Annotated in this window: 23 protein-coding genes; 11 read left to right on the plus strand and 12 right to left on the minus strand. The window is 38.6% G+C overall.

Features of this window, described 5'->3' with window-relative positions; all coding sequences use genetic code 11:
- Window positions 1–2: 2 nt before the first annotated feature.
- The 4 genes from ACK3CR_RS19080 to ACK3CR_RS19095 are packed head-to-tail and all read right to left on the minus strand — an operon-like array spanning window position 3 to window position 4493.
- Entirely contained in the window at window positions 3–884 is an 882-nt protein-coding gene (locus tag ACK3CR_RS19080; protein WP_243518689.1) for an isochorismatase, read from the minus strand.
- A gap of 16 nt (window positions 885–900) precedes the next feature.
- The gene (locus ACK3CR_RS19085; protein WP_243518687.1) at window positions 901–2520 is read right to left on the minus strand and encodes a (2,3-dihydroxybenzoyl)adenylate synthase; all 1620 of its coding nucleotides are present in this window, start codon (window positions 2518–2520) and stop codon (window positions 901–903) included.
- Window positions 2517–3692 carry an isochorismate synthase DhbC gene (gene dhbC, locus ACK3CR_RS19090; protein ID WP_328122610.1) on the minus strand — a complete coding sequence of 392 codons (1176 nt, stop codon included), beginning with the start codon at window positions 3690–3692 and terminating at the stop codon, window positions 2517–2519. Before dhbC ends, ACK3CR_RS19085 begins: the two co-directional genes overlap by 4 nt.
- A gap of 21 nt (window positions 3693–3713) precedes the next feature.
- A complete protein-coding gene (locus ACK3CR_RS19095) occupies window positions 3714–4493 on the minus strand; it encodes a 2,3-dihydro-2,3-dihydroxybenzoate dehydrogenase (protein ID WP_243518685.1) in 780 nt (259 codons plus the stop codon).
- Between the two features lie 444 nt (window positions 4494–4937).
- Here ACK3CR_RS19095 and ACK3CR_RS19100 point away from each other — a divergent pair, with 444 nt between their 5' ends.
- The 5 genes from ACK3CR_RS19100 to ACK3CR_RS19120 are packed head-to-tail and all read left to right on the plus strand — an operon-like array spanning window position 4938 to window position 9599.
- Entirely contained in the window at window positions 4938–5894 is a 957-nt protein-coding gene (locus ACK3CR_RS19100) for an ABC transporter substrate-binding protein (RefSeq protein ID WP_243518683.1), read from the plus strand.
- 18 nt (window positions 5895–5912) lie between these two features.
- The gene (locus ACK3CR_RS19105; RefSeq protein ID WP_268583913.1) at window positions 5913–6920 is read left to right on the plus strand and encodes a FecCD family ABC transporter permease; all 1008 of its coding nucleotides are present in this window, start codon (window positions 5913–5915) and stop codon (window positions 6918–6920) included.
- Window positions 6913–7935, plus strand: a complete 1023-nt coding sequence (locus ACK3CR_RS19110; RefSeq protein ID WP_488975953.1) for a FecCD family ABC transporter permease — start codon at window positions 6913–6915, stop codon at window positions 7933–7935. Before ACK3CR_RS19105 ends, ACK3CR_RS19110 begins: the two co-directional genes overlap by 8 nt.
- 10 nt (window positions 7936–7945) lie before the next feature.
- On the plus strand, window positions 7946–8773 hold the full coding sequence (locus ACK3CR_RS19115; RefSeq protein WP_243518677.1) for an ABC transporter ATP-binding protein: 828 nt from the start codon (window positions 7946–7948) through the stop codon (window positions 8771–8773).
- Between the two features lie 19 nt (window positions 8774–8792).
- Window positions 8793–9599, plus strand: a complete 807-nt coding sequence (locus tag ACK3CR_RS19120) for an alpha/beta hydrolase (protein WP_243518673.1) — start codon at window positions 8793–8795, stop codon at window positions 9597–9599.
- 29 nt (window positions 9600–9628) lie between these two features.
- On the opposite strand, the gene ACK3CR_RS19125 is transcribed toward ACK3CR_RS19120, so the two are convergent.
- Together ACK3CR_RS19125 and ACK3CR_RS19130 are read right to left on the minus strand one after the other, a co-directional pair.
- Window positions 9629–9946 (minus strand): thioredoxin family protein, encoded by a 318-nt coding sequence (locus ACK3CR_RS19125; RefSeq protein WP_243518670.1) that lies wholly within the window; start codon window positions 9944–9946, stop codon window positions 9629–9631.
- Window positions 9947–9985: 39 nt separating this feature from the next.
- On the minus strand, window positions 9986–10687 hold the full coding sequence (locus ACK3CR_RS19130) for a copper homeostasis protein CutC (RefSeq protein WP_243518668.1): 702 nt from the start codon (window positions 10685–10687) through the stop codon (window positions 9986–9988).
- 174 nt (window positions 10688–10861) lie between these two features.
- On the opposite strand from ACK3CR_RS19130, the gene ACK3CR_RS19135 reads away from it, so the two are divergent.
- The 6 genes from ACK3CR_RS19135 to ACK3CR_RS19160 all read left to right on the plus strand — a co-directional run bounded on the left by ACK3CR_RS19135 (window position 10862) and on the right by ACK3CR_RS19160 (window position 15227).
- On the plus strand, window positions 10862–11425 hold the full coding sequence (locus ACK3CR_RS19135; RefSeq protein ID WP_488975955.1) for a biotin transporter BioY: 564 nt from the start codon (window positions 10862–10864) through the stop codon (window positions 11423–11425).
- A 28-nt stretch (window positions 11426–11453) separates the two neighbouring features.
- Window positions 11454–12893, plus strand: coding sequence for an AMP-binding protein (locus ACK3CR_RS19140; protein WP_488975956.1), 1440 nt, complete (start codon window positions 11454–11456; stop codon window positions 12891–12893).
- Window positions 12890–13981 carry an acetyl-CoA C-acyltransferase gene (locus ACK3CR_RS19145; RefSeq protein WP_243518662.1) on the plus strand — a complete coding sequence of 364 codons (1092 nt, stop codon included), beginning with the start codon at window positions 12890–12892 and terminating at the stop codon, window positions 13979–13981. Before ACK3CR_RS19140 ends, ACK3CR_RS19145 begins: the two co-directional genes overlap by 4 nt.
- Window positions 13978–14364, plus strand: coding sequence for an FAS1-like dehydratase domain-containing protein (locus ACK3CR_RS19150; RefSeq protein ID WP_243518660.1), 387 nt, complete (start codon window positions 13978–13980; stop codon window positions 14362–14364). The genes ACK3CR_RS19145 and ACK3CR_RS19150 overlap by 4 nt, the downstream gene beginning before the upstream one ends.
- On the plus strand, window positions 14361–14708 hold the full coding sequence (locus ACK3CR_RS19155) for a MaoC/PaaZ C-terminal domain-containing protein (RefSeq protein ID WP_328122607.1): 348 nt from the start codon (window positions 14361–14363) through the stop codon (window positions 14706–14708). Before ACK3CR_RS19150 ends, ACK3CR_RS19155 begins: the two co-directional genes overlap by 4 nt.
- 228 nt (window positions 14709–14936) lie before the next feature.
- The gene (locus ACK3CR_RS19160) at window positions 14937–15227 is read left to right on the plus strand and encodes a HesB/YadR/YfhF family protein (RefSeq protein WP_040056535.1); all 291 of its coding nucleotides are present in this window, start codon (window positions 14937–14939) and stop codon (window positions 15225–15227) included.
- Between the two features lie 24 nt (window positions 15228–15251).
- Here ACK3CR_RS19160 and ACK3CR_RS19165 read toward each other — a convergent pair whose 3' ends face one another.
- The 6 genes from ACK3CR_RS19165 to acnA all read right to left on the minus strand — a co-directional run bounded on the left by ACK3CR_RS19165 (window position 15252) and on the right by acnA (window position 19930).
- Window positions 15252–15671: an acyl-CoA thioesterase gene (locus ACK3CR_RS19165; protein ID WP_488975957.1), complete on the minus strand. Its 420-nt coding sequence runs from the start codon at window positions 15669–15671 to the stop codon at window positions 15252–15254.
- Window positions 15672–15767: 96 nt separating this feature from the next.
- Window positions 15768–16001 (minus strand): small acid-soluble spore protein Tlp, encoded by a 234-nt coding sequence (tlp, locus tag ACK3CR_RS19170; RefSeq protein WP_243518655.1) that lies wholly within the window; start codon window positions 15999–16001, stop codon window positions 15768–15770.
- 85 nt (window positions 16002–16086) lie between these two features.
- Entirely contained in the window at window positions 16087–16230 is a 144-nt protein-coding gene (locus tag ACK3CR_RS19175) for an acid-soluble spore protein N (protein ID WP_019392050.1), read from the minus strand.
- A gap of 56 nt (window positions 16231–16286) precedes the next feature.
- A complete protein-coding gene (locus ACK3CR_RS19180; RefSeq protein WP_019392049.1) occupies window positions 16287–16418 on the minus strand; it encodes an FbpB family small basic protein in 132 nt (43 codons plus the stop codon).
- Between the two features lie 83 nt (window positions 16419–16501).
- Window positions 16502–17062 (minus strand): TlpA family protein disulfide reductase, encoded by a 561-nt coding sequence (locus ACK3CR_RS19185; RefSeq protein WP_243518653.1) that lies wholly within the window; start codon window positions 17060–17062, stop codon window positions 16502–16504.
- Between the two features lie 147 nt (window positions 17063–17209).
- Window positions 17210–19930, minus strand: a complete 2721-nt coding sequence (gene acnA / locus ACK3CR_RS19190) for an aconitate hydratase AcnA (RefSeq protein WP_243518651.1) — start codon at window positions 19928–19930, stop codon at window positions 17210–17212.
- Between the last annotated feature and the right edge of the window lie 380 nt (window positions 19931–20310).

Below are 20310 nucleotides of genomic sequence, written 5' to 3' on the forward strand. Positions count from 1 at the left end.
ACTCATTCTACTTTTGCAAACGTTTTTTCTTTGCCTTGTGAAAGCAGTTTCGTCCATGCGGCTATCGTTGGTTGCTCTGCAAGCGTCATGAAAGTAATCTCTTCGTTATGATCTCTCCATTCTTCTACGAGACTCATAATTCGAATAGAATCTAATCCTAGATCTGTTAAATCGTCATTGTCATCGATTTCTGATTGTGAAATTTCAAGAAGAGAAGCTACCTTTCCTTTGACGTCTATTCCATTTTTGCTTTCTAACTGATGAATTAAATTGTTTGTTGATAATGTAAAAGCGCATCGTTCTGAAGCATACTTCAGTGCCATATTGTGGTTTTCTAAAGAAAAATCTCCGAGTGCATCGCCAACAAAAAAGGCTTGGATATCTTCCATAAATGCTTCTCCTGCCGTTATCAAGCAGCCAATATGTGCATAAACACCGCAAATGATAAGCTGATCGCGTCCTTCTTTTTTCATTCTTTCTAACAAGTCCGTGCGTTTAAAAGCACTATATCTCCACTTTGTTAGCACAACATCCTTTTCTGAAGGTGACAGCTCTTTTAAAATCGACGTTTGTTCTGGATCATCTTTCAATCCTTCTCCCCAAAAGTCTTGTAACAGCGCACGATCACGAGGATCTTGGTTTCCAGGCTGAGCTGTATAAACAACAGGGATACCGAGGTTATCGCACGTTTTTTTCAATAAAGAAATGTGCTCTACAAGCTCGGGAACTGGCGACTGTTCTCTATCAAAAGAATTTAGGAAATATTCTTGCATATCATGTACAAGTAGGACGGCACGGCTTGCGTCAGGCGTCCAGTTTACTCTGTTTTTTGGAAAATCTTTTTCAGTTGGCATATTGTACGATGTAATAGATGGAAGACCCATCAAAATCACTCCTTTTTTATACTAAAGTTTGTTGGTTAAGCTTTTCTTCAATCATTTGTCGTAAACTCTTTTTATCCACTTTTCCAAGCGGGGTTTGCGGGAATTTTTGAACAAATTCAATTCGGTCTGGAATTTTAAATGCCGCAAGTCCGATCTCTTTTAGAAACTTTTTAAGACTCGCTGCTTTCACTCCCTCACGATGCGGGATAATATAAGCGCATGAACGCTCTCCTAAAAACGGGTCTGGCATAGAAACAATCGCCGCATCATAAACATCCTCATGTGCAAGCAGATGGTTTTCTACTTCTTCAGCCGCGATTTTCTCTCCGCCGCGATTAATTTGATCTTTATGACGTCCTTCTACTGTGATGTAACCCTCTTCATCTACTTTGACAAGGTCGCCTGTACGGTAAAATCCGTCTTTTGTAAATGCTCGTTCGTTATGAGAACCGCCTTTATAGTAACCTTGAATTGTATAAGGACCACGTGTTAATAGTTCACCAACTTCAGAGATTCCAACGATTTGGTCATTTTCATCCACAATACGAATTTCATCGTACTCTGACATCGGCTTTCCTTGGGTGAAAATAACTCGCTCGTCTGAATCATGAAGACGCGTATAGTTTACAAGACCTTCTGCCATTCCATACACTTGTTGAAGCGTGCATCCAAATGCAGGAGAAATACGTTTCGCCGCCTCAGCGCTTAGCTTCGCACCGCCAACCTGTATCACTTGTAAACTTGATAAATCTTCATTTCTCGTTTTTCTTGCTTCTAGCCAAATAAGTACAACAGGAGGAACAACACCTGTAATTGTGACGTTTTCCTTTTCGATAAGTGAAAAGGCTTCATCAGGGCTAGGATCTCTCGCAAGAACAACTTTCCCTCCCCCATATAGCGTTCCAAGTACACCTGGTGAGCTTAAGGGATAATTATGCGCAACAGGAAGAACGGTAAGATATACGCTATCTTCATTCATTCCGCAAATTTCATTGCTTTTTACCAAACTATAAATATAGTCATTATGCATTCTCGGAATCAGTTTTGAGCGTCCTGTGCTTCCTCCTGATAGCTGGAGAAAAGCAAAGTCATTTGGCCCAACATCTGCTGTAAAAGAAGCCTCTTTTTCATACACATCGCTAAGTGAGAGGAACTCTTCCGCCTCTCCTACTACAATGACATGTTTTAAAGAAGGAGCCTCTTTTTGAACTTCACGTGCAAGCTTCCGATAATCATATCCACCATGCTTATCGTAAATAATGTAAGCAGTAGCTTCTGCAAACTCACAAAAATATTGAATCTCACTATAGCGGTGTGACGGCAAAGCAAAAACAGGAAGAACACCTAACCGGAATAAAGCAAAGCATACTTCAAAGAACTCTGCTTCATTTGGAAGCTGCAAGACGACTTTATCGCCTTTTTTCAATCCAAGCTTTTGAAATCCAGCGGCAAGCTCATCTGCTTTTTGATCTAACTCTCTATAGCTCAACTCTTTTGTACTACTTTTTACAGCTATTTTTTCTCCATATGTTTTAGCGCGGTCTTTCAACATGCTGCCAAACGTTTCGTTTGTCCAACATTCTGTTTCATAAAAATGAAAAAGCTCTTCCGGCCACGTTGGAAATCCTGACGTCATTCTTTTTCCTCCTCATTAATCCCCATTGCTCGCAGCATTGTTTTAAACTTTGCCGCTGTTTCCGCTCGCTCCTCGCTTGGAATGGAACCTTCAACAATTCCAGCACCAGCGAAAAGACGAAGAGATTCTTCTAGTACTTCAGCACAACGAATCGTTACAATCCACTCTCCATCCCCATTCTCATCGCACCATCCTACAGTGCCAGTGAAAAAGCTCCGGTCAAACGGCTCAATATCCTGAATCTTCTGACGAGCTTGTTCAGTCGGTGTCCCGCATACAGCAGGTGTTGGATGAAGCACATGAGCAAGATCAAGCGAAGAAATGCTGTCATCTACTACTTCTCCTGTTATCACTGTTGATAAGTGCCACATTGTTTCGGTATGAAGAAGCTCTGGTTTTTCTGGCACATGTAAATTTTTACAATACGGCTTAAGTGCCCGAGCAATTTCTTGAACAACAAACGCATGTTCATATAAGTCCTTTTCAGAAGAAAGAAGCTCTTCACTTCTTCGTTTATCTTCAATCGGATCTTTGCTTCGCGGTCTTGAGCCTGCTAGAGGATTTGAAACAATTTGGTTGCCACGTTTGGCAATTAAAAGCTCTGGACTTGCTCCTACAAGCGTTTTGTTATCTACCTCATCACTAACGTTAGTGGCAAATGTATAACCATGCTGATTTTTTGAAGCGAGCTTATATAAAAGCTCTGGTACGTTAATTGCTTTTGAAGCGGATACTAACAGGGAGCGAGCTAGGACAATCTTGTTGATTTCTCCCTCTCGGATACTTTGTAATCCAGCTTTTACTCCTTCTTCATATTCTTCTCCGCTTGGAAAAGAGCGTACTTCATATTGAATGTCCTCGTTAGAAAAAACGTGTTCTTTCACTTTTTCTGTTTCTTCAATATGAACATGTTCAGGAATGATGAGCTTAGACGGTTGAGACGGCAAAAATGGAATGGCTCCAACAGCAACTGGCTTCTCATATCCTTGTTGTTTTGCATTATGTAATAATTCTTTTACTGTGCTTGGTATTTCGCTTCTTTCTGTAAAAGGAACTTCTTTTACTTTTCCTTTTCCGAGTAACGTTTTTGTTGGTGAAGAAAAGAAAAAGTCTCCTTTCTCATACTGTTCAAGCAATGGTTTTGTAGCTTCCTCCATTACGCTTTGCTTCATCTTTTGTTCCTCCTTTTAAGGTTATACACCTAGGGTTGCGCCCCCATCGACACACAAACTATTCATCGTAATGTGACCTGCTTTGTCAGACGATAGAAATAAAACGGCTTCAGCAATATCTGATGGAGTTGCTATTTTGTGGAGAGGTATACCCGTTTTATACGTTTCAAGTGAACCTTTAATAACATTTTCTTCTCCTTTTTCGTCTTCCCATAGCAACTTCAGCATTTCCGTGTTCGTTGATCCTGGAGCTACAACGTTACAACGAATTCCGAACTGAGCAAGCTCTAATCCTAAGCATTTCGTGAACATTGTTGCAGCTGCCTTTGATGAAGCATAAGCAGCCATATCTATTCTTGGCATATGACCTGCATTTGAACTAACTGTTACGATAGAGCCGCGTCCTCTATTGATCATATAGCGGCTCACTGTTCGAGACATAACAAATACTCCTGTTGTATTGACTGCAAAAGTTGCCGCCCAATCTTCATCGCTAAGTTCAACTGTTTTTCCCATCCGAAGAACGCCTGCAACATTTGCTAAACATTCAATAGGCCCTATATTCTTTTCGATATCATCAATGATTTCTTCAACATCTTTGCTTTTTGTAATATCTACTGAAAAAGCTTTTACCTGATAATGTTTACTTTTCAAACTTTCTTCAACAGCGTGAAGATTTTGAACATTTTGATCCAACAAAGCAACAAAGAATCCTTCCTGAGCAAATCTCCTTGCTACTTCTTTCCCAATTCCTTGGGCTGCCCCTGTTATAAGGGCAACACTAGGCTTTCCTTCACCCATATCTTCACTTCCTTTTTTTCTATGCTGAAAAATTGTCTTAGTAGGACTAGATCAATTGATAATGATTTTCACTATCGATTGAACAGTTCAAATGATAATACTTCTCAACTATTCTCGTCAACCCTCTCAAACTTCTTAAAGAAAAAAAACAACTTTTCGACTATCTTTCTTTAAAAGCCTAGAGCTATTTGATTTTTTAAATTCCCCTTATATATAAAGACTTTTCTCTTCTTCCACACTCCTTTTTCCTTTATTTTCTAAGTATAAAGACCTAAACACGTTACCTAAAGAAGCTTTTTATTTTTATTTTTTTCAAATTCTTCCTTGAATTTTAGAAGATTTCTCGCTATATTTGATATTGATAATGATTATCAGTATCAAATTTTAAAAAGGTGAACACGCTATTTTAGCTGTACATAAAAAAATATAAAAGGGGTTAAGAACATGAAAAAGAAAATTGCTCTAATTGGAATGTCTACTTTACTTACACTAGGACTTGCTGCATGCAACACAGAAAAAACAGCTCAGCAGTCTGATTCAAAAGCAGAAGAGACAAGTGCAAAGGAACAAACAATCAAATATTTAGGAAAAGAGTACACTCTCCCTGCTAATGTGGATAAAATTGCAGCAGCAAGCTTAGAATCTATGGAAGATTCTGCGGTGCTTGGCATTAAACCAGCAGCAACAATTACAGTAGGTGGGAAAATACCTGAATATTTAGCAAAAGACTTAGATGGAGCTACAGGCATTGGGGAAAAAATGCAGCCTGATGAGGAAACGCTTCTCAATGTTGATCCTGACGTTATTTTATGGACATCAAAGTCTCCCAAAAACGTGACTGAAAAGCTAAATAAAGTAGCTACAACCATTCCATACTCTCACGTTTCAGCAAACTGGAAAGATAACTTGCTTCTTTTAGGAGGACTAGCAGGGAAAACAGACAAAGCGAAAAAGATTATTAGTGACTATGAAAAAGAAGCAGCTCAGTTAAAAGAAGATATTAGTGGATCTGTAAAAGATAAAAAAGTACTTCTTGTACGCGTACGTGGTGGTAACTTGTATGTTTACCCACAAGATGTATATTTCAACTCTTCTCTATACAATGATTTTGGCATTAAAGTACCAGAAGAAATTAAGCCTGTAAAAACACAAGAACTTGTTTCACTTGAAAAACTTGCAGATATTAATCCAGATTACCTTTTTGTTCAGTTTGCAGATAGCGAAAATGCTAAAACACCAAAAGCATTAGAAGATCTTCAGAAAAACCCAATTTGGAAAAGCATAAAAGCAGTGCAAGATGACAAAGTATTTGTAAATTCTGTTGATCCTCTTTTCCAAGGTGGAACAGCTTATAGTAAACAAGAATTCTTGAAAGCAGCAAAGAAAGACTTAACAAAATAATGTAAGGTGCGTTCACATATGCTAAAAACAAGCGCTATTCCTATTCTAATTTTATGTAGCACTCCATTTCTTGTAATTGCTACGATTCTATTATCCATTTTATATGGAGCAAAAGACATTAGTATTCTTAGCGTTTGGAATGCTTTCATGCATTATGACCCATCGAATGTTGATCACAATGTTATTCTCACCTCTCGTTTGCCGAGAGTGCTAGCAGCCCTGCTTGTCGGGGCTTTTCTAGCTATATCAGGAGCACTTATGCAAGGAATTACACGAAATTACCTTGCCTCTCCTTCTATTATGGGGGTTTCAGATGGATCTGCTTTTGTAATTACGATTTTGATGGTTGTCTCTCCAAACTTAAGTTCAACAACAATGATTCTCTACTCAATCGCAGGATCTGCTCTTGGTGCAGCACTTGTCCTTGGTTTTGGGTCTCTTGTTCCAAACGGCTTGTCTCCAATTCGTCTTGCCATCATCGGAACGGTCATTGGAACATTTTTAAGCGGCATCTCTTCTGCTATTGCCTCTTATTTTCAAGTGTCCCAAAATATAAGTTTTTGGTACAATGCGAAGCTTCATAGTGTTGATATGGACGTTTTAACTCTTTCTGTACCGGCTGGGATTATCGGAATCTTCCTTGCTCTTTTTATCTCTAAATCTGTCACAATTCTTTCACTCGGCGATGAAGTGTCTACTAATTTAGGAGAACGTACAGGATTGATTAAAACACTAGCAATCTTAGCAGTTGTGATTTTAACCGGTACAACTGTTGCACTTGTTGGAAAGATTGGCTTTGTTGGCCTTATTATCCCTCACATGACCCGTTTTTTAGTTGGGATTGATTATAAATGGCTCATTCCTTGTGCAGGAGCTATTGGAGCTGTTTTTCTTGCTCTTTGTGATGTGATAAGTCGTTTTGTAAACTATCCTTTTGAAACACCTATTGGAGTTGTTACATCCCTTATTGGCATTCCTTTCTTTCTATATCTTGTGAAAAAGAAAGGGGGCGAAAAAAATGCCTAAAGATTCATGGCAGCGCTATACGCTTACAATTATCATTCTGTTGCTATTAATCTTAACAACAGGGTATTTTAGCTTAACAAGCGGAGCGTTTGAAATGACGGTACGAAACGTAGTAGAAACACTTTTACGCATCAATGAGGATCCTAAATACGATCTTGTTATATTTGATTTTAGACTTCCACGTATTTTAATTGCTGGATTAGTTGGTTTAGGATTAGGAATTGCAGGAGCCGTTATTCAAGGGATAACGCGCAACGGACTAGCAGACTCAGGGATACTTGGAATTAATTCAGGAGCTGGAACAGCAATTGTTCTATTTATGTTTTTCTTTCAAGGTCAAATCGCTAATGTCGGCTTCTTTTCCCTTATGATTATGCCGATTTTTGGACTTTGTGGAGGCCTTTTAGCCGCCTTCTTAATTTTCATATTTTCATGGCAAAATGGACGAATTGATACAGGAAGGCTGATTTTAACAGGAATTGCGATTAGTTCAGGGTTTGGAGCTCTTTCTCTCTATCTTTCTCTTAAAATGAACTCCTCTGATTTTGAAATGGCAACAGTCTGGCTTTCCGGAAGTATTTACGATGCTAACTGGCACTATGTTCTGTCTGTTGTGCCTTGGCTGCTCATTCTTATCCCTCTTTTATATCGAAAAGCTCATTTGCTCGACCTCTTCCAGCTTGAAGAATCAAGTATCAAAAGCCTTGGTGTTTCAGTTGAAAAAGAGAAGGTACTTTTACTATTAGGAAGTATTGGGATTGTTAGTGCATGTGTAGCTGTCTCAGGAAGCATTGCTTTTGTTGGCCTTTTGTCTCCACATATTGCAAGAAGGCTTGTTGGCGTTCACCATAGACGCGTTATTCCTATTTGTGGCGGAATTGGAATGCTGCTTGTTTTACTTTCTGATTATATTGGAAAAACCATTTTTCAACCGCTTGAGCTTCCGGTTGGTATCGTGTTATCGATTATTGGTGTTCCTTATTTTCTCTATTTACTTTCAAAAGCAAAAGCATAGGAGGAATAAAATGAGTATTTTACGAACGGAAAATCTAGCTGCAAGCTATGAAAAATTCTCAGTGTTTACAGATCTTAATGTAACAATCCCAAAAGGAGAAATCACTACTATTATTGGTCCAAACGGCTGTGGAAAATCAACGTTGCTTAAGACAATGGGCCGTATTTTAAAACAGCAACATGGAAACGTATATTTACAAGGTCAAAATCTAAGCAAGATGGCAACAAAACAAATTGCTAAAAATTTATCGCTTCTTCCTCAAACACCAACTGCACCAAGCGAGTTGAAAGTAGAAGAACTTGTCTCATATGGACGTTACCCACATCGCACAAATAAAAACAAGCTTTCTTCTTATGATAAAGAAATGATCAACTGGGCTCTGGAAGTGACGAGAACCTCTTCTTTTAAGCATCGTGAAATTGGGCAACTATCAGGAGGTCAGCGCCAAAAAGTATGGCTTGCAATGGCACTTGCACAAGAAACAGAAGTACTTCTTCTTGATGAGCCAACAACATATCTCGATATGGCCCATCAGCTTGAGGTATTAGAAATTGTAGAAAATTTAAATAGGGATAAGATGCGCACAATTGTGATGGTTCTTCATGATATCAACCATGCAGCTCGTTTTTCTCATCATATTGTGGCTATGAAAAACGGAGAAATTATTCAAAAAGGAGCACCGCGAGATATTATTACCGAAGATGTGCTGCGCGAAGTCTTTGAAATTGAAGCACGCATTATGATTGATCCATATAATGGCGCACCTGTTTGCTTTGGATACGATAGCATTGGAAAAAAACAAGAAGAGTCATTTGAAAAAGTATATATTACAAACTAATGATGAGAGGAGAAAAAAGATGATTTCTATTCAGTCTGTCAATCACAACGAAGACTCTTTCGACCTTCATTCTAAAGAAGGAGTTTCATATCAAATTTCTGTTTATGTCCCTAATACACCTCCTCCACAGCAAGGATTTCCCGTTTTATATGTTCTTGATGGCAATGCTTTTTTTCGAACATTTCGGGATGCTGTGAGACTTCAAGCAAGACGTTCTGCAAAAACGAATGTTTTACCTATGATTGTAGTTGGAATTGGGGACGCTAGACGTGAAGACTTCGTTTCTGAGAGAAGATGCTATGACTTCACTCCGCCCTCGTCTTCTCTTAAGTTACCGAAGAAACCAAACGGCGAACCATGGTCTGAAACAGGAGGAGCAGATACTTTTCTAGCTTTTCTAGAGGAAACACTGAAGCCACAAATTCTAGAACACTACCCAATTGATACTGAAAATGAAGCACTTTTCGGTCATTCACTTGGTGGACTCTTTGCTCTTTATTCGCTTTATACAAAGCCTTCTCTTTTTAGCGCTTATATTGCAAGCAGCCCTTCCCTTTGGTGGAACGAGCGTGCTATTTTAGCAAAAGAAGAAGAGTTTAGAAAAAACCTCCACAATGAGACTTTACATAAAAAGCTATTTGTGAGCATTGGTTCAGAAGAAAAAGACCATATGGTCACAGATGCACAAGATCTTGCAAAACGATTTTCATCGATAAACAGCAGCCCTTTTTCCTTTTCTTTTGTCGAAGCAAAAGGGGAAAACCATATGTCTGTTGTTCTAGCCGTATTAAGTCAATCTTTGCGGTTTATATCACTTCGCACATAAAAAAAGAGAGGATGATGCCTCTCTTTTTCTTATTTTACAGACTCCAAAAATTCTTCGACAGATTCTGGAGTTTTAGCATTAGCGCTATGTAGATGCGCCATTTTTTCTCCGTTTCGATATACAAGAAGTGATGGAATACCCATTACTTGGTTTTCATCTGCCACTTCTTCAAGCTCATCACGATCAACGGTAAACCACTTTTTATCGTCGTGTTTATTAATGATATCGTCGATAAACATATCAAGGCGCTTGCAGTCTGGGCACCACGTTGTTGTAAAAATCCCAACGCTTATTTCATCACCTGCAATAGCTTGCTGAAACTCTTCTTTTGATGTTAATTTCTTCATACTCTACACCTCCCACTACTCATTATAAAAGCCCTTTACTCATTTTTCACGTTTTTTGTTTATCCATTCAACAATTTCTTTTGCTTTTGCAACACTTTTTGCACTGATTGGTTTTCTCACATGACAAGATTCTCGAACACCTGAAAACAAGTGAACTTCCTCAACATCTGTAACATCTAAAAAAGCCTTTAAATTTTCAGGTTTTAACCCTCGACAAGCCGTTAAATGTGGACGATTGCTTTTCTTTAAAAGCCTTTTAATATGTGGAAGACCATTTAAAGCTGTTCGCTCACGCCCTGATGTCCATACGCTTTTTACTTCTTTATATTGGGCAAGAAGCTCCAAAGCTTCTCCTTGATCTCTTATAAAATCAAAGGCATTGTGAAAAGAAACATGCATCCCTCTTGCTCTATATAAGAGAAGCTCTAACATCTGTTTGTCAATTTCGCCTTCTTTTGTTAAGCATCCAAAAGATACTCCTTCTACTTTTAATTCCTTCATCATTTCAATGTCGCGACACATTGTTTTTACATCATACTTGTTATACGCATATGTTTGACAATGTGGTTGAATAAGAACGCTTAGTGGAACAAATGAAAATTTCTTAATTTCCTCAACAAGGCCAAAGCTTGGCGTTACACCTTCATTTCCAACAGACGACATGACAACCATTCGATCTGCACCATTCTCTTGAGCAATAAGCGCATCTTCCACTGTTGTTACCGCAATTTCTAATAACACAACAGCCACCTCCTCCTGAATTTCTTTTACACTACCCTATCTTTCTCTCAACGAAAAGAGTCCTTTTTGCTAGGTCTTTCTCTTTTTTACGTAAACTAAAATTAAAAATAAGTTGACATAAAAACCATTTTTCTTATAAACTCTTAACAAATACATTGAGGGGGGTTTCGAATAATGAAAACAAAAGAACTTGCTTTTGTGAGTATGATGGCAGCCATTATGGGCGTATTTGGCCTTTTTCCACCTATTATGCTATCTTTTACACCTGTTCCTATTGTGCTACAAAACTTTGTTGTTATGCTTTCTGGAGGACTACTTGGAGCGCGGCTTGGCGCTTTAAGTCAAGGACTTTTTCTTCTTCTAATTGCAGCAGGCATGCCGCTTTTAACAGGTGGACGAGGCGGATTTAGTGTTTTTGTTGGTCCAAGCGGAGGATTTGTATTAAGCTACCCTCTTGCTGCCTTTGTCACTGGTTTTATTGTACATAAAATAATAAAAAAACAGAATTTTTCAAACATTTTTAGTGCTACAATAGTAGGAGGTATTTTGACTACTTATGCAGTTGGTATCCCCGTACAGGCCGCTTTTATGAATATATCTTTTCTTCATGCACTAAAGCTTAGCGTTGTTTATTTACCTGGCGACCTTATTAAGGCAGCTGCTGCTTCCTTTTTTATTTTAAAACTAGCGCGAGTATTACGACCAAAGTTAAAAATACCAACATCTAAAGCATCGTAGAGTGCTCGTTTTTAAAGGTGGAATAATCATGAATGTTACAAGTACATACGAAAAATATGCAGACAGCAATCCACTTCGTCCTGCCCTTGTTACAGCGAAAGAAACCCTTTCTTATAAAGAGTGGAACAATTTAATTCAAAAAACAGCAGGCTGGTTTCAAAACTATTCACAGAAACCTTTAAAAGTAGCCTTTTTGCTCCAAAACAGTCTAGAATTTTTACAAATATTCACTGGGGCATCAAGAGCGGGATGGACAGCTATCCCGCTTGATCCCCGTTCATCACCAATGGAACTAGAAGAACGTCTTTCTCTTTCTTCTCCACATGTTTTACTAACTTCCTCCTCTCTTTCTAGGAAACTCTCTTTTACAAAGAAATTCACCTTAGTAGAGGATTGGAAAATAGATGTAGAGAAAACGTTACCTTCTCCTGTTCTCTCTGTTGACCCACATTCCCCTTTCTATATGGGATTCACATCAGGTTCAACAGGAAAACCAAAAGCTTTTCTACGTTCACAGAAGTCATGGGTAAAAAGCTTTGATTGCAACAAAACAGATTTTCATATGCATAGTGAAGAATGTGTGCTTATACCAGGGCCTCTTGTTCATTCTTTATTTTTGTATGGAGCTATTAGCACGCTCTTTCTCGGAGGAACCGTCCATCTTATGGAGAGATTTTCTTCTTCTGCTGTTTTCTCTCTTTTGAAATCCCAAAATATAACAACCGTATACAGTGTTCCAACAATGATTGAAGCACTGCTTTCTAAAGGAGAAAAAGTGAATTCCTCCTTTAAAATGCTCTCTTCAGGCGCAAAATGGGAACCGTCCACGCGTAAAAAAGCTCTTGCCCTTTTTCCTTTTATGAAGCATTACGAATTTTACGGAGCATCTGAACTTAGCTTTGTTTCTGTGTTGAATAATGAAAATCGAAACCATGCTTCTTCTGTTGGGACACCTTGTCAGCATGTTTCTATTAAAATTGTCGGTGATAAAGGAGAAATGCTCCCTCCTTGTGAAATTGGAACTGTTTACGTAAAAAGCGAGCTGCGTTTTCTTGGCTACTTAAATGGAGATGGAATAGACTCTCCTGATGAGTGGATGACCGTTGATGATATGGGCTATCTTGATGAACAAGGCTTTCTCTACATTATCGGACGAAAGCATAATATGATTCTTTATGGCGGCTTAAATATTTTTCCTGAAGAAATTGAAGAAATATTAAAGAAACATGAAAATGTACAAGAAGCAGCAGTCATTGGGGTAACTGACGCTTATTGGGGACAAAAACCACTTGCTTTTATTGTAGGAAATGCCTCAAAAAGAGAACTTTCTTCCTTTGTCCGAAAGCACCTTTCTTCGTACAAAGTACCAAGGTTATGGCGATTTGTGAAGGAACTCCCGTATACATCAAGTGGAAAGATTGCTCGGCAAGCGTTAAAAAACCACCTAGAAACGGAGGAAATACAGTGAAGGAAGCCTTAATTGTTCAAGCAAAACGAACGCCAATTGGGCGTCAAAATGGCGTCTTTAAGACAAAAAATGTAGAAGAATTAACAGCTCCTCTCCTTTACGAGCTATCGCGCTGTGTTCCTGGAACAATTGATGAAGTCATTTTAGCTCATACCATTGGCCCAGGTGGAAACCTTGCTCGCCTTTCTCTTTTGCAAGGGGGGCTTTCCCCAAGTATCCCTGGCTTAACACTTGATCGCCAATGCGGAGGTGGTCTTGAGGCTATTCGCCTCTCAGCTGCTTTGATTAAAAGCGGCAGTGGAACATGCTACTTAGCGGGCGGTTCAGAAAGTACAAGCACCTCTTCCTACAAAAAAAGAGCGAGATTCTCTCCTGATGAAATTGGTGATCCTGATATGGGCCTTGCTGCAGAATATGTGGCTCAAAAATACGGCATTACACGTGCTAAGCAAGATGAGTATGCTCGCATTAGCTATACGAGGACGTATGAAGCTCTTCAAAACGGTAGTTTAAAAGAGGAAATCCTCCCTCTCTTCGGAATTGATTGTGACGAAACATTAACTCGTAAACCACCTAGTGAGCGACTGTTTTCGCGCGCAGCTCCTTCTTTTTTATATGATGGAACAGTTACAGCAGCAAACTGTGCAGGCATTAGTGATGGCAGCTGTGTTACCGTTGTGATGGAAGGTGAACGAGCGAAAGAACTTAACATGTACAGAGGACTTAAAATACTCGGTACCGCTTCAGTTGGCGTGCATCCTCACTTCCCTGGAGAAGCACCCATTAAAGCAATACGTAAACTGCTTGACGAACAAAATTTAACTGTCCATGATATTGATTTATTTGAAATTAATGAAGCTTTTTCTTCTAAAGTTGTGGCATGCGCTCGCGAACTTCACATTCCAATAGAACGTCTTAATGTAAGAGGCGGAGCGATTGCCCTTGGTCATCCGTACGGAGCATCAGGTGCCATGCTTGCTACTCGTCTTTTTTATGAAGGGCAAAAAAGAGATGCCCGCTACGCGATAGCTTCAGCTGGAATTGCTGGCGGACTTGGACTCTCTATATTATTTGAGGTGATAAAATGATCAATGATAAATTTTCGATTCTGATAACAAAGCAAGATGTTCAAGAGTATGCTAACTCAGTTAACGAAAAAGAGGGTATCTATTTTTCTGAAGAGGAAGCCAAACAACATGGTTTTGCCTCGATCCCCCTCCCTCCTTCTATGCCTTTTCTATTCCTTAAACCGAAAGAAGAAGTATTCCATGGAGTCGTTCATCGAACACAATCTTTTGACTATAATCAACCGCTATACATCGACACAAACTACATGTGCGAATATACCTTTAAAGAAGTGAAAAGACGACACGGCTATATTTTTTACGAACAAAAGCTTACCATTTTTAACGAAAAGGGAAATCAAGTTGCAACATGTTCCTCAACTCTAATCAAAGGAGAAAGAGAATGAAAACTTATACCCTTTTTGTAAGCGAAGAAGATATCAACAATTATGCAAAGGTATCTTCTGATTATAATCCAATTCATATGAACAAAGAAGAAGCAAAAAAGTATGGGTTCAAAGACCGAATTGGGCATGGCATGCTTTCGATGGGGAAAGTAATGGCTGCTCTGTCTTCTTCCATCCCAAAACGCTCATACGTCAAGCAGTATAACATGACCTTTCTTTCTCCTTTATATATAGGACAGTCCATTTCTTTAACTGTAGAGGAAAAAGGAGAAACATTACATGTAAAAGGGGTATGTGAAGGCGAAAACATTGTTAAAGGAAACATTTCATTTTCTTCTTTATAAGATTACAAAGGAAACACATTGAAAGTTGTTCATCTTTTCTAAACACGGTACTTTTACTAACATAATACAGAAAGGAGCAGAACAATGAATCTATAAAAACGTTAGGAAAATCCTTTATATATCTTTTAGAACAACGTTTTATTAAAAAACGCTCAATTCCTTTTCATTCTCTTGTATTTCTCTTATAATAAAGAAAGGGAGAAGAGCTAAGAAAGGGAGTTGATTAGCATGAAATTGACTGTTTCAGAAGAGGCAGCAAACTGGTACAAAGAAGCTTTACATATCGATAACGGAAGTAAAGTTCGCTTTTTCGTACGCTATGGTGGCTGCAGCACTGTTCAAAAAGGATTTTCCCTTGGCGTGAAATCAGACGACCCGCTTAAAATTGGCGCTTCTGACGAACAAAATGGAATTACTTTCTTTATCGAAGATGAAGATCTCTGGTTCTTTGATGAGCATGATGTATCGGTTACACTTGATGAACAAGGGGAAGAACCTCTATTTCACTACAACAAATAAGAAAAAGCGTAGAAGAATATTCTTCTACGCTTTTTTTGCTTTTAAATAAGCTTCATGCCACGTTGGAAAATACTTTCGCATTGAAACTGGGCGAAAGTTTTCTTTTTTTACACACGCATGTTTACTATAGCCAATAACAGATAAATAACCGTTACCATTATAGATTTCATACCCGTATGTTACTCGCACTCCATCATATTCTTCAATCCATGTATGTACAGAAGCTACTTCTCCATATTTAACGGGCTTTTTATATTGAGCATTAATTTCTAGCACAGGCGAAAGAATCCCATCCTTCTCCATATCTGCATAGCGAAATCCAAGCTCTTCAATCAGTGCGGTGCGCCCAATTTCCATCCATATTACATAGTTTGCATGATATACAATGCCCATTTGATCTGTTTCAGCATAGCGTACTTCAATATCTCTTTTGGATAAAATCATAATTTTCCCTTCTATCTTCTAAGTTTTCTCTTTTATTTTATCATATGTTTCTTTTTGAATAAAAAAAGAAAGGCTGCATTACGCAGCCTTTCTCTTTTACGAATAGCCGTTTTCGCGGTCAGCGGCTTCTTCTTTTACTTCATTACGCATCGCTGTAAGGCTTTCTTCTCGACGATGATTTTTCGCTTCAATATCAGCACGGTCCTTGTCAGAAGCATGTTCAAGAGCATCTTCTGCTTTGCACATGTTTTCAACTGTGTTGTTAATTGCTTCTTGAAGTCTTTCTACGTTATCACTACGATCATCTGGATTTGGTTGTTGCCATGCCATTTTTCATTTCCTCCTTTGATGAATAACAATGGTAGTTGAAGAAACTGTTTTATGATGAGCATGGGAGATGTCCCATTTATGTTGGTTATTCGCCTTTTGTTTGCATCACTTGGGCGTGTTTGCCTGATTTATCTTGCATCTTTTTTCCTTTGTTTCCACCTGCAGCACGAGGTTGTGTACCAATGTGACTTGGAACAAAGTGCTGGCTATGTCGTTTTGGATTGCTCATAGTTCTCCCCCCTCGCCCTTTACTATAACCAAGACGAGGGAAAACTATGTACGTATTTATCCTTCTTCCCGACTCATACGTGCTTCAAGACGCTCTTCCAATTTATCCAATGCTTCCTTATCGTTTAATAGCGCCTGCTTGTTTTCATGCAAAAGCTGTGTAAATGAACGTTTTCTAACTTTTCGCATTTTTCTCTTCCTTCCATTTCCTAAGATTCTTTGTATTTTCATTATCCCCAGAAAAACGCGACTCATACAAATCTTCAGACTTTTTAACTTTGAATAAATTCGAGCATCTCTTTTTCAGTGAGCTGTCCATTGATACGTTTAACAATTTTTCCTTCTTCATTAATGAAATAAGAGGTTGGGAATGCCACAGTTTTATACAAATTTCCGTTCACTTCCCCTTCTGGATCAAGTAAAACAGTAAAAGTATATCCTCCTTTTTCAATAAAATCTTCCACACTTTTTACACTTTTTTCGTTGTCTGTTGAGTTGATCGCTAAGATTTCAACTTCCTCTCCATGAGCCTTGCTTATTTTTTGCATTTCAGGCATCTCTTTTTTGCAAGGTGGACACCATGTTGCCCAGAAATTAAGAATCACTTTTTTTCCTTTTAAGTGCTCTAGTGCGATCTCCTCTCCGCTTAGGGAAGAGAGTGTAAAAGATGGAGCCATTTTCCCTTCTTCAATCCCCATCGAGGTTTGGTTATTTTCAACATTTCCATTCTCATATGAACTGTTTGCTTTATTTTCTTTTGGCTGTATCATTTGCCATCCTGTATAACCAATCATAATAAGCAATAATGCAACGGCTAATCCTTTTCTCCACAAGTCTCTCACCTTCTTTCTCAATATTATGTATATATGCATGTGTTTTTTAATCCATACTTTTTATAAAACTTCGCTTTTTCTTTCTCTTGTTCCTTTTTTCATCCATAAAAAAAGAAGGATTCTCTGAAGAATCCTTCTTTCAAAACATTATGCCATTGATTTAGATTGAAGCTTGTCGCGAAGTACCATTTGTAAGATACCGCCGTGACGATAGTAATCAATTTCCACTTCACTATCAAAGCGAACAAGTGCTTCAAACTCTGTAACTTTACCAGTTTCATCTGTTGCTGTTACTTTGACGAAGTCACGTGGTTTTACATTTTCATCAATCGCAATGTTGAACGTTTCTTTTCCTGTTAAACCTAGCTTATCAGCGCTGTCGCCTTCTTTAAATTGAAGAGGAAGCACGCCCATAAGAACAAGGTTGCTACGGTGAATACGCTCGAAGCTTTCTGCAATAACTGTTTTAATGCCAAGAAGATTTGTTCCTTTAGCAGCCCAGTCACGAGAGCTTCCCATTCCATAGTCTTTTCCACCCATTACGATAAGCGGTGTATTGTCTTCTTTATAGCGCATGCACGCATCATAGATAGACATTGTTTCGCCTGTTGGCCAGTATGTTGTATAACCGCCTTCAGTGCCTGGAGCAAGCTGGTTACGAATACGGATGTTAGCAAATGTACCGCGCATCATCACTTCGTGGTTACCACGACGAGAGCCATATGAGTTGAAATCACGAATTTCAACATCGTTGTTTAGAAGATAGCGACCTGCTGGTGATTCTTTTGCAATTGAACCTGCTGGTGAAATGTGGTCTGTTGTTACAGAATCTCCAAATTTACCAACTGCACGAAGACCAACAAGTGGTTTTACTTCTTCAATGTCTTGTGTTAATCCTTCAAAGAACGGTGGGTTTTGAATGTATGTTGAATCATCATTCCAAGTGTAAAGAGGTTCTTCACTTGTTTTAATGTCGTTCCAACGTTCATTATCATCAAACACGCGCTCATATTGCTTACGGAATAATTCTGGTGTTACATTATTTTTCACAACTTCATCAACTTCTGTCATAGATGGCCAGATATCTTTGAAGTAGATTTCATTTCCATCTTTATCTTTTCCAAATGAATCTGTTTGAAGATCAACATCAACCGTTCCAGCTAGTGCATATGCTACAACAAGCGGTGGAGATGCTAAATAGTTTCCTTTTACAAGCGGGTGAATACGTCCTTCAAAGTTACGGTTACCTGAAAGAACAGACGTTATAAGAAGGTCGCTCTTAGCTACTGCTTCTTCGATTTCTTGCTCAAGTGGACCAGAGTTTCCGATACATGTTGTACAGCCATAGCCTACAACGTTGAAACCGATTTTTTCAAGGTATGGAAGAAGACCTGCTTCTTCAAGATAACCTGTTACAACTTTTGATCCTGGTGCTAGTGATGTTTTCACATACTCAGGAACGATAAGACCTTTTTCAACGGCTTTCTTAGCAACAAGACCTGCTGCAACAAGTACGTATGGATTTGATGTATTTGTACAGCTCGTAATTGCAGCAATCGCAATTGCGCCTGTTTTCATCGTTGTTTCACGGCCATCGTTAAATTTCACTGTTACTTCTTTATTTTTCTCTGTTGCTTCTAAGCCGAATCCTTGGTTTCCAGCTGGTGCAACAAGTGCTTTATTAAATTCATCTTTCATTTGAGAAAGTGGAATTAAGTCTTGTGGACGTTTTGGTCCAGACAAGTTAGCTTCGATTTCACTTAAGTCGATCTCAACAACGGACGTGAACGTTGGATCTGGCGTACCTTCTGTATAGAAGAGGCCATTTTTCTTACAGTACTCTTCAACAAGTTTGATTTGTTCTTCTTTACGACCTGTTAGACGCATGTAATTTAGTGACTCTTCATCAACAGGGAAGAATCCACATGTTGCGCCATACTCAGGTGCCATATTGGCAATTGTTGCGCGGTCTGCAAGCGGTAGAGCTTTAATACCAGGGCCAAAGAATTCAACAAACTTTCCAACAACACCTTTTTGACGAAGTACTTGCGTTACTTTTAACGCTAAGTCTGTTGCTGTTGTTCCGTTTGGAAGTGCTCCTGTTAATTTAACACCGATAACTTCTGGTACTGGGAAGTAAGATGGTTGACCAAGCATACCTGCTTCAGCTTCAATACCACCAACGCCCCATCCTAGAACACCGATACCATTAATCATTGTTGTATGTGAATCTGTTCCAACAAGCGTGTCTGGGAATGTTTCAACTTCTCCATCCTCATTTTCAACAGCTTGCACAACATTTGCTAAATATTCTAAATTTACTTGGTGAACAATCCCTGTTGCTGGTGGAACTGCACGATAGTTGTTAAATGCTTTCTGTGCCCAGTTAAGGAAGTTATAGCGCTCTGCATTACGTTCGAACTCAAGGTTCATATTAAAACGAAGTGCATCTTCGCTTCCTGCTTTATCAACTTGAACAGAATGGTCAACAACAAGGTCAACTGGGATTTCAGGGTTAATTTTATCAGGATCTCCACCCATATCTGCCATTGCTTTACGTAAAGATGCAAGGTCAACAACGGCTGGAACACCTGTAAAGTCTTGTAGGATAACGCGAGAAGGCTTGAATGGAACATCTATGTCTTTAATATCTGATGTGCCCCATTTTGCTAAATTCTCTACGTGTTCTTTTGTAATTACGCGTCCGTCTGCTTGGCGAAGAACTGATTCTAGAAGAACCTTCACAGAGTACGGAAGTTTTGAAACTTTTCCTGCTCCTGCTTCTTCAAGCGCTTGCAAACGATAGTAATGATATGTTTTTCCATCTACAGTAAATGATGAACGTGCATTGAATAAATCTTTGCTCATTCGATTACCCCCTTAAGTAATATGTATCAACAGACTTTTCCACCTTGTAAAACTTCTCTCAAACTTATCTTAATATAACCTCATACATAAGTAAATAAAAAGAATGTTATTAGTTGTTATAAGTTTTACTTATTATTAAGTTTACTTTTCTACAATTTTATCTAATAATTTATAATGGTCTGTTTTTTATGATTATTTTTTCTTTTTTCTGGAAGTTCGGTCTTTTCTCTCTTTCCCGAAAAAAAGAAAAGAAAACGTTCTTTTTTTATTATCATTTACCAAACTTCCCACGTCTATTGCCCCCTTTTCCCATACATAAAACTTCTTCATTTTCTCATCCTATAAGAGAGCAGTTCTGCTCATCCTTTACAAGAGAAAGG

The sequence above is a fragment of the Priestia sp. TRM10 genome, from assembly GCF_057808375.1.

Coding starts and splice junctions, on each gene's coding strand:
- ACK3CR_RS19125 (WP_243518670.1), bottom strand. CDS start 9,946: ATGAAGAAATTAACATCAAAAGAAGAGTTTCAGCAAGCTATTGCAGGT.
- ACK3CR_RS19135 (WP_488975955.1), top strand. CDS start 10,862: ATGAAAACAAAAGAACTTGCTTTTGTGAGTATGATGGCAGCCATTATG.
- ACK3CR_RS19140 (WP_488975956.1), top strand. CDS start 11,454: ATGAATGTTACAAGTACATACGAAAAATATGCAGACAGCAATCCACTT.
- ACK3CR_RS19180 (WP_019392049.1), bottom strand. CDS start 16,418: ATGCGAAAAGTTAGAAAACGTTCATTTACACAGCTTTTGCATGAAAAC.
- ACK3CR_RS19175 (WP_019392050.1), bottom strand. CDS start 16,230: ATGAGCAATCCAAAACGACATAGCCAGCACTTTGTTCCAAGTCACATT.
- ACK3CR_RS19105 (WP_268583913.1), top strand. CDS start 5,913: ATGCTAAAAACAAGCGCTATTCCTATTCTAATTTTATGTAGCACTCCA.
- ACK3CR_RS19155 (WP_328122607.1), top strand. CDS start 14,361: ATGAAAACTTATACCCTTTTTGTAAGCGAAGAAGATATCAACAATTAT.
- ACK3CR_RS19080 (WP_243518689.1), bottom strand. CDS start 884: ATGGGTCTTCCATCTATTACATCGTACAATATGCCAACTGAAAAAGAT.
- ACK3CR_RS19100 (WP_243518683.1), top strand. CDS start 4,938: ATGAAAAAGAAAATTGCTCTAATTGGAATGTCTACTTTACTTACACTA.
- ACK3CR_RS19115 (WP_243518677.1), top strand. CDS start 7,946: ATGAGTATTTTACGAACGGAAAATCTAGCTGCAAGCTATGAAAAATTC.
- dhbC (WP_328122610.1), bottom strand. CDS start 3,692: ATGAAGCAAAGCGTAATGGAGGAAGCTACAAAACCATTGCTTGAACAG.
- ACK3CR_RS19165 (WP_488975957.1), bottom strand. CDS start 15,671: ATGATTTTATCCAAAAGAGATATTGAAGTACGCTATGCTGAAACAGAT.
- tlp (WP_243518655.1), bottom strand. CDS start 16,001: ATGGCATGGCAACAACCAAATCCAGATGATCGTAGTGATAACGTAGAA.
- ACK3CR_RS19150 (WP_243518660.1), top strand. CDS start 13,978: ATGATCAATGATAAATTTTCGATTCTGATAACAAAGCAAGATGTTCAA.
- ACK3CR_RS19095 (WP_243518685.1), bottom strand. CDS start 4,493: ATGGGTGAAGGAAAGCCTAGTGTTGCCCTTATAACAGGGGCAGCCCAA.
- acnA (WP_243518651.1), bottom strand. CDS start 19,930: ATGAGCAAAGATTTATTCAATGCACGTTCATCATTTACTGTAGATGGA.
- ACK3CR_RS19160 (WP_040056535.1), top strand. CDS start 14,937: ATGAAATTGACTGTTTCAGAAGAGGCAGCAAACTGGTACAAAGAAGCT.
- ACK3CR_RS19110 (WP_488975953.1), top strand. CDS start 6,913: ATGCCTAAAGATTCATGGCAGCGCTATACGCTTACAATTATCATTCTG.
- ACK3CR_RS19120 (WP_243518673.1), top strand. CDS start 8,793: ATGATTTCTATTCAGTCTGTCAATCACAACGAAGACTCTTTCGACCTT.
- ACK3CR_RS19085 (WP_243518687.1), bottom strand. CDS start 2,520: ATGACGTCAGGATTTCCAACGTGGCCGGAAGAGCTTTTTCATTTTTAT.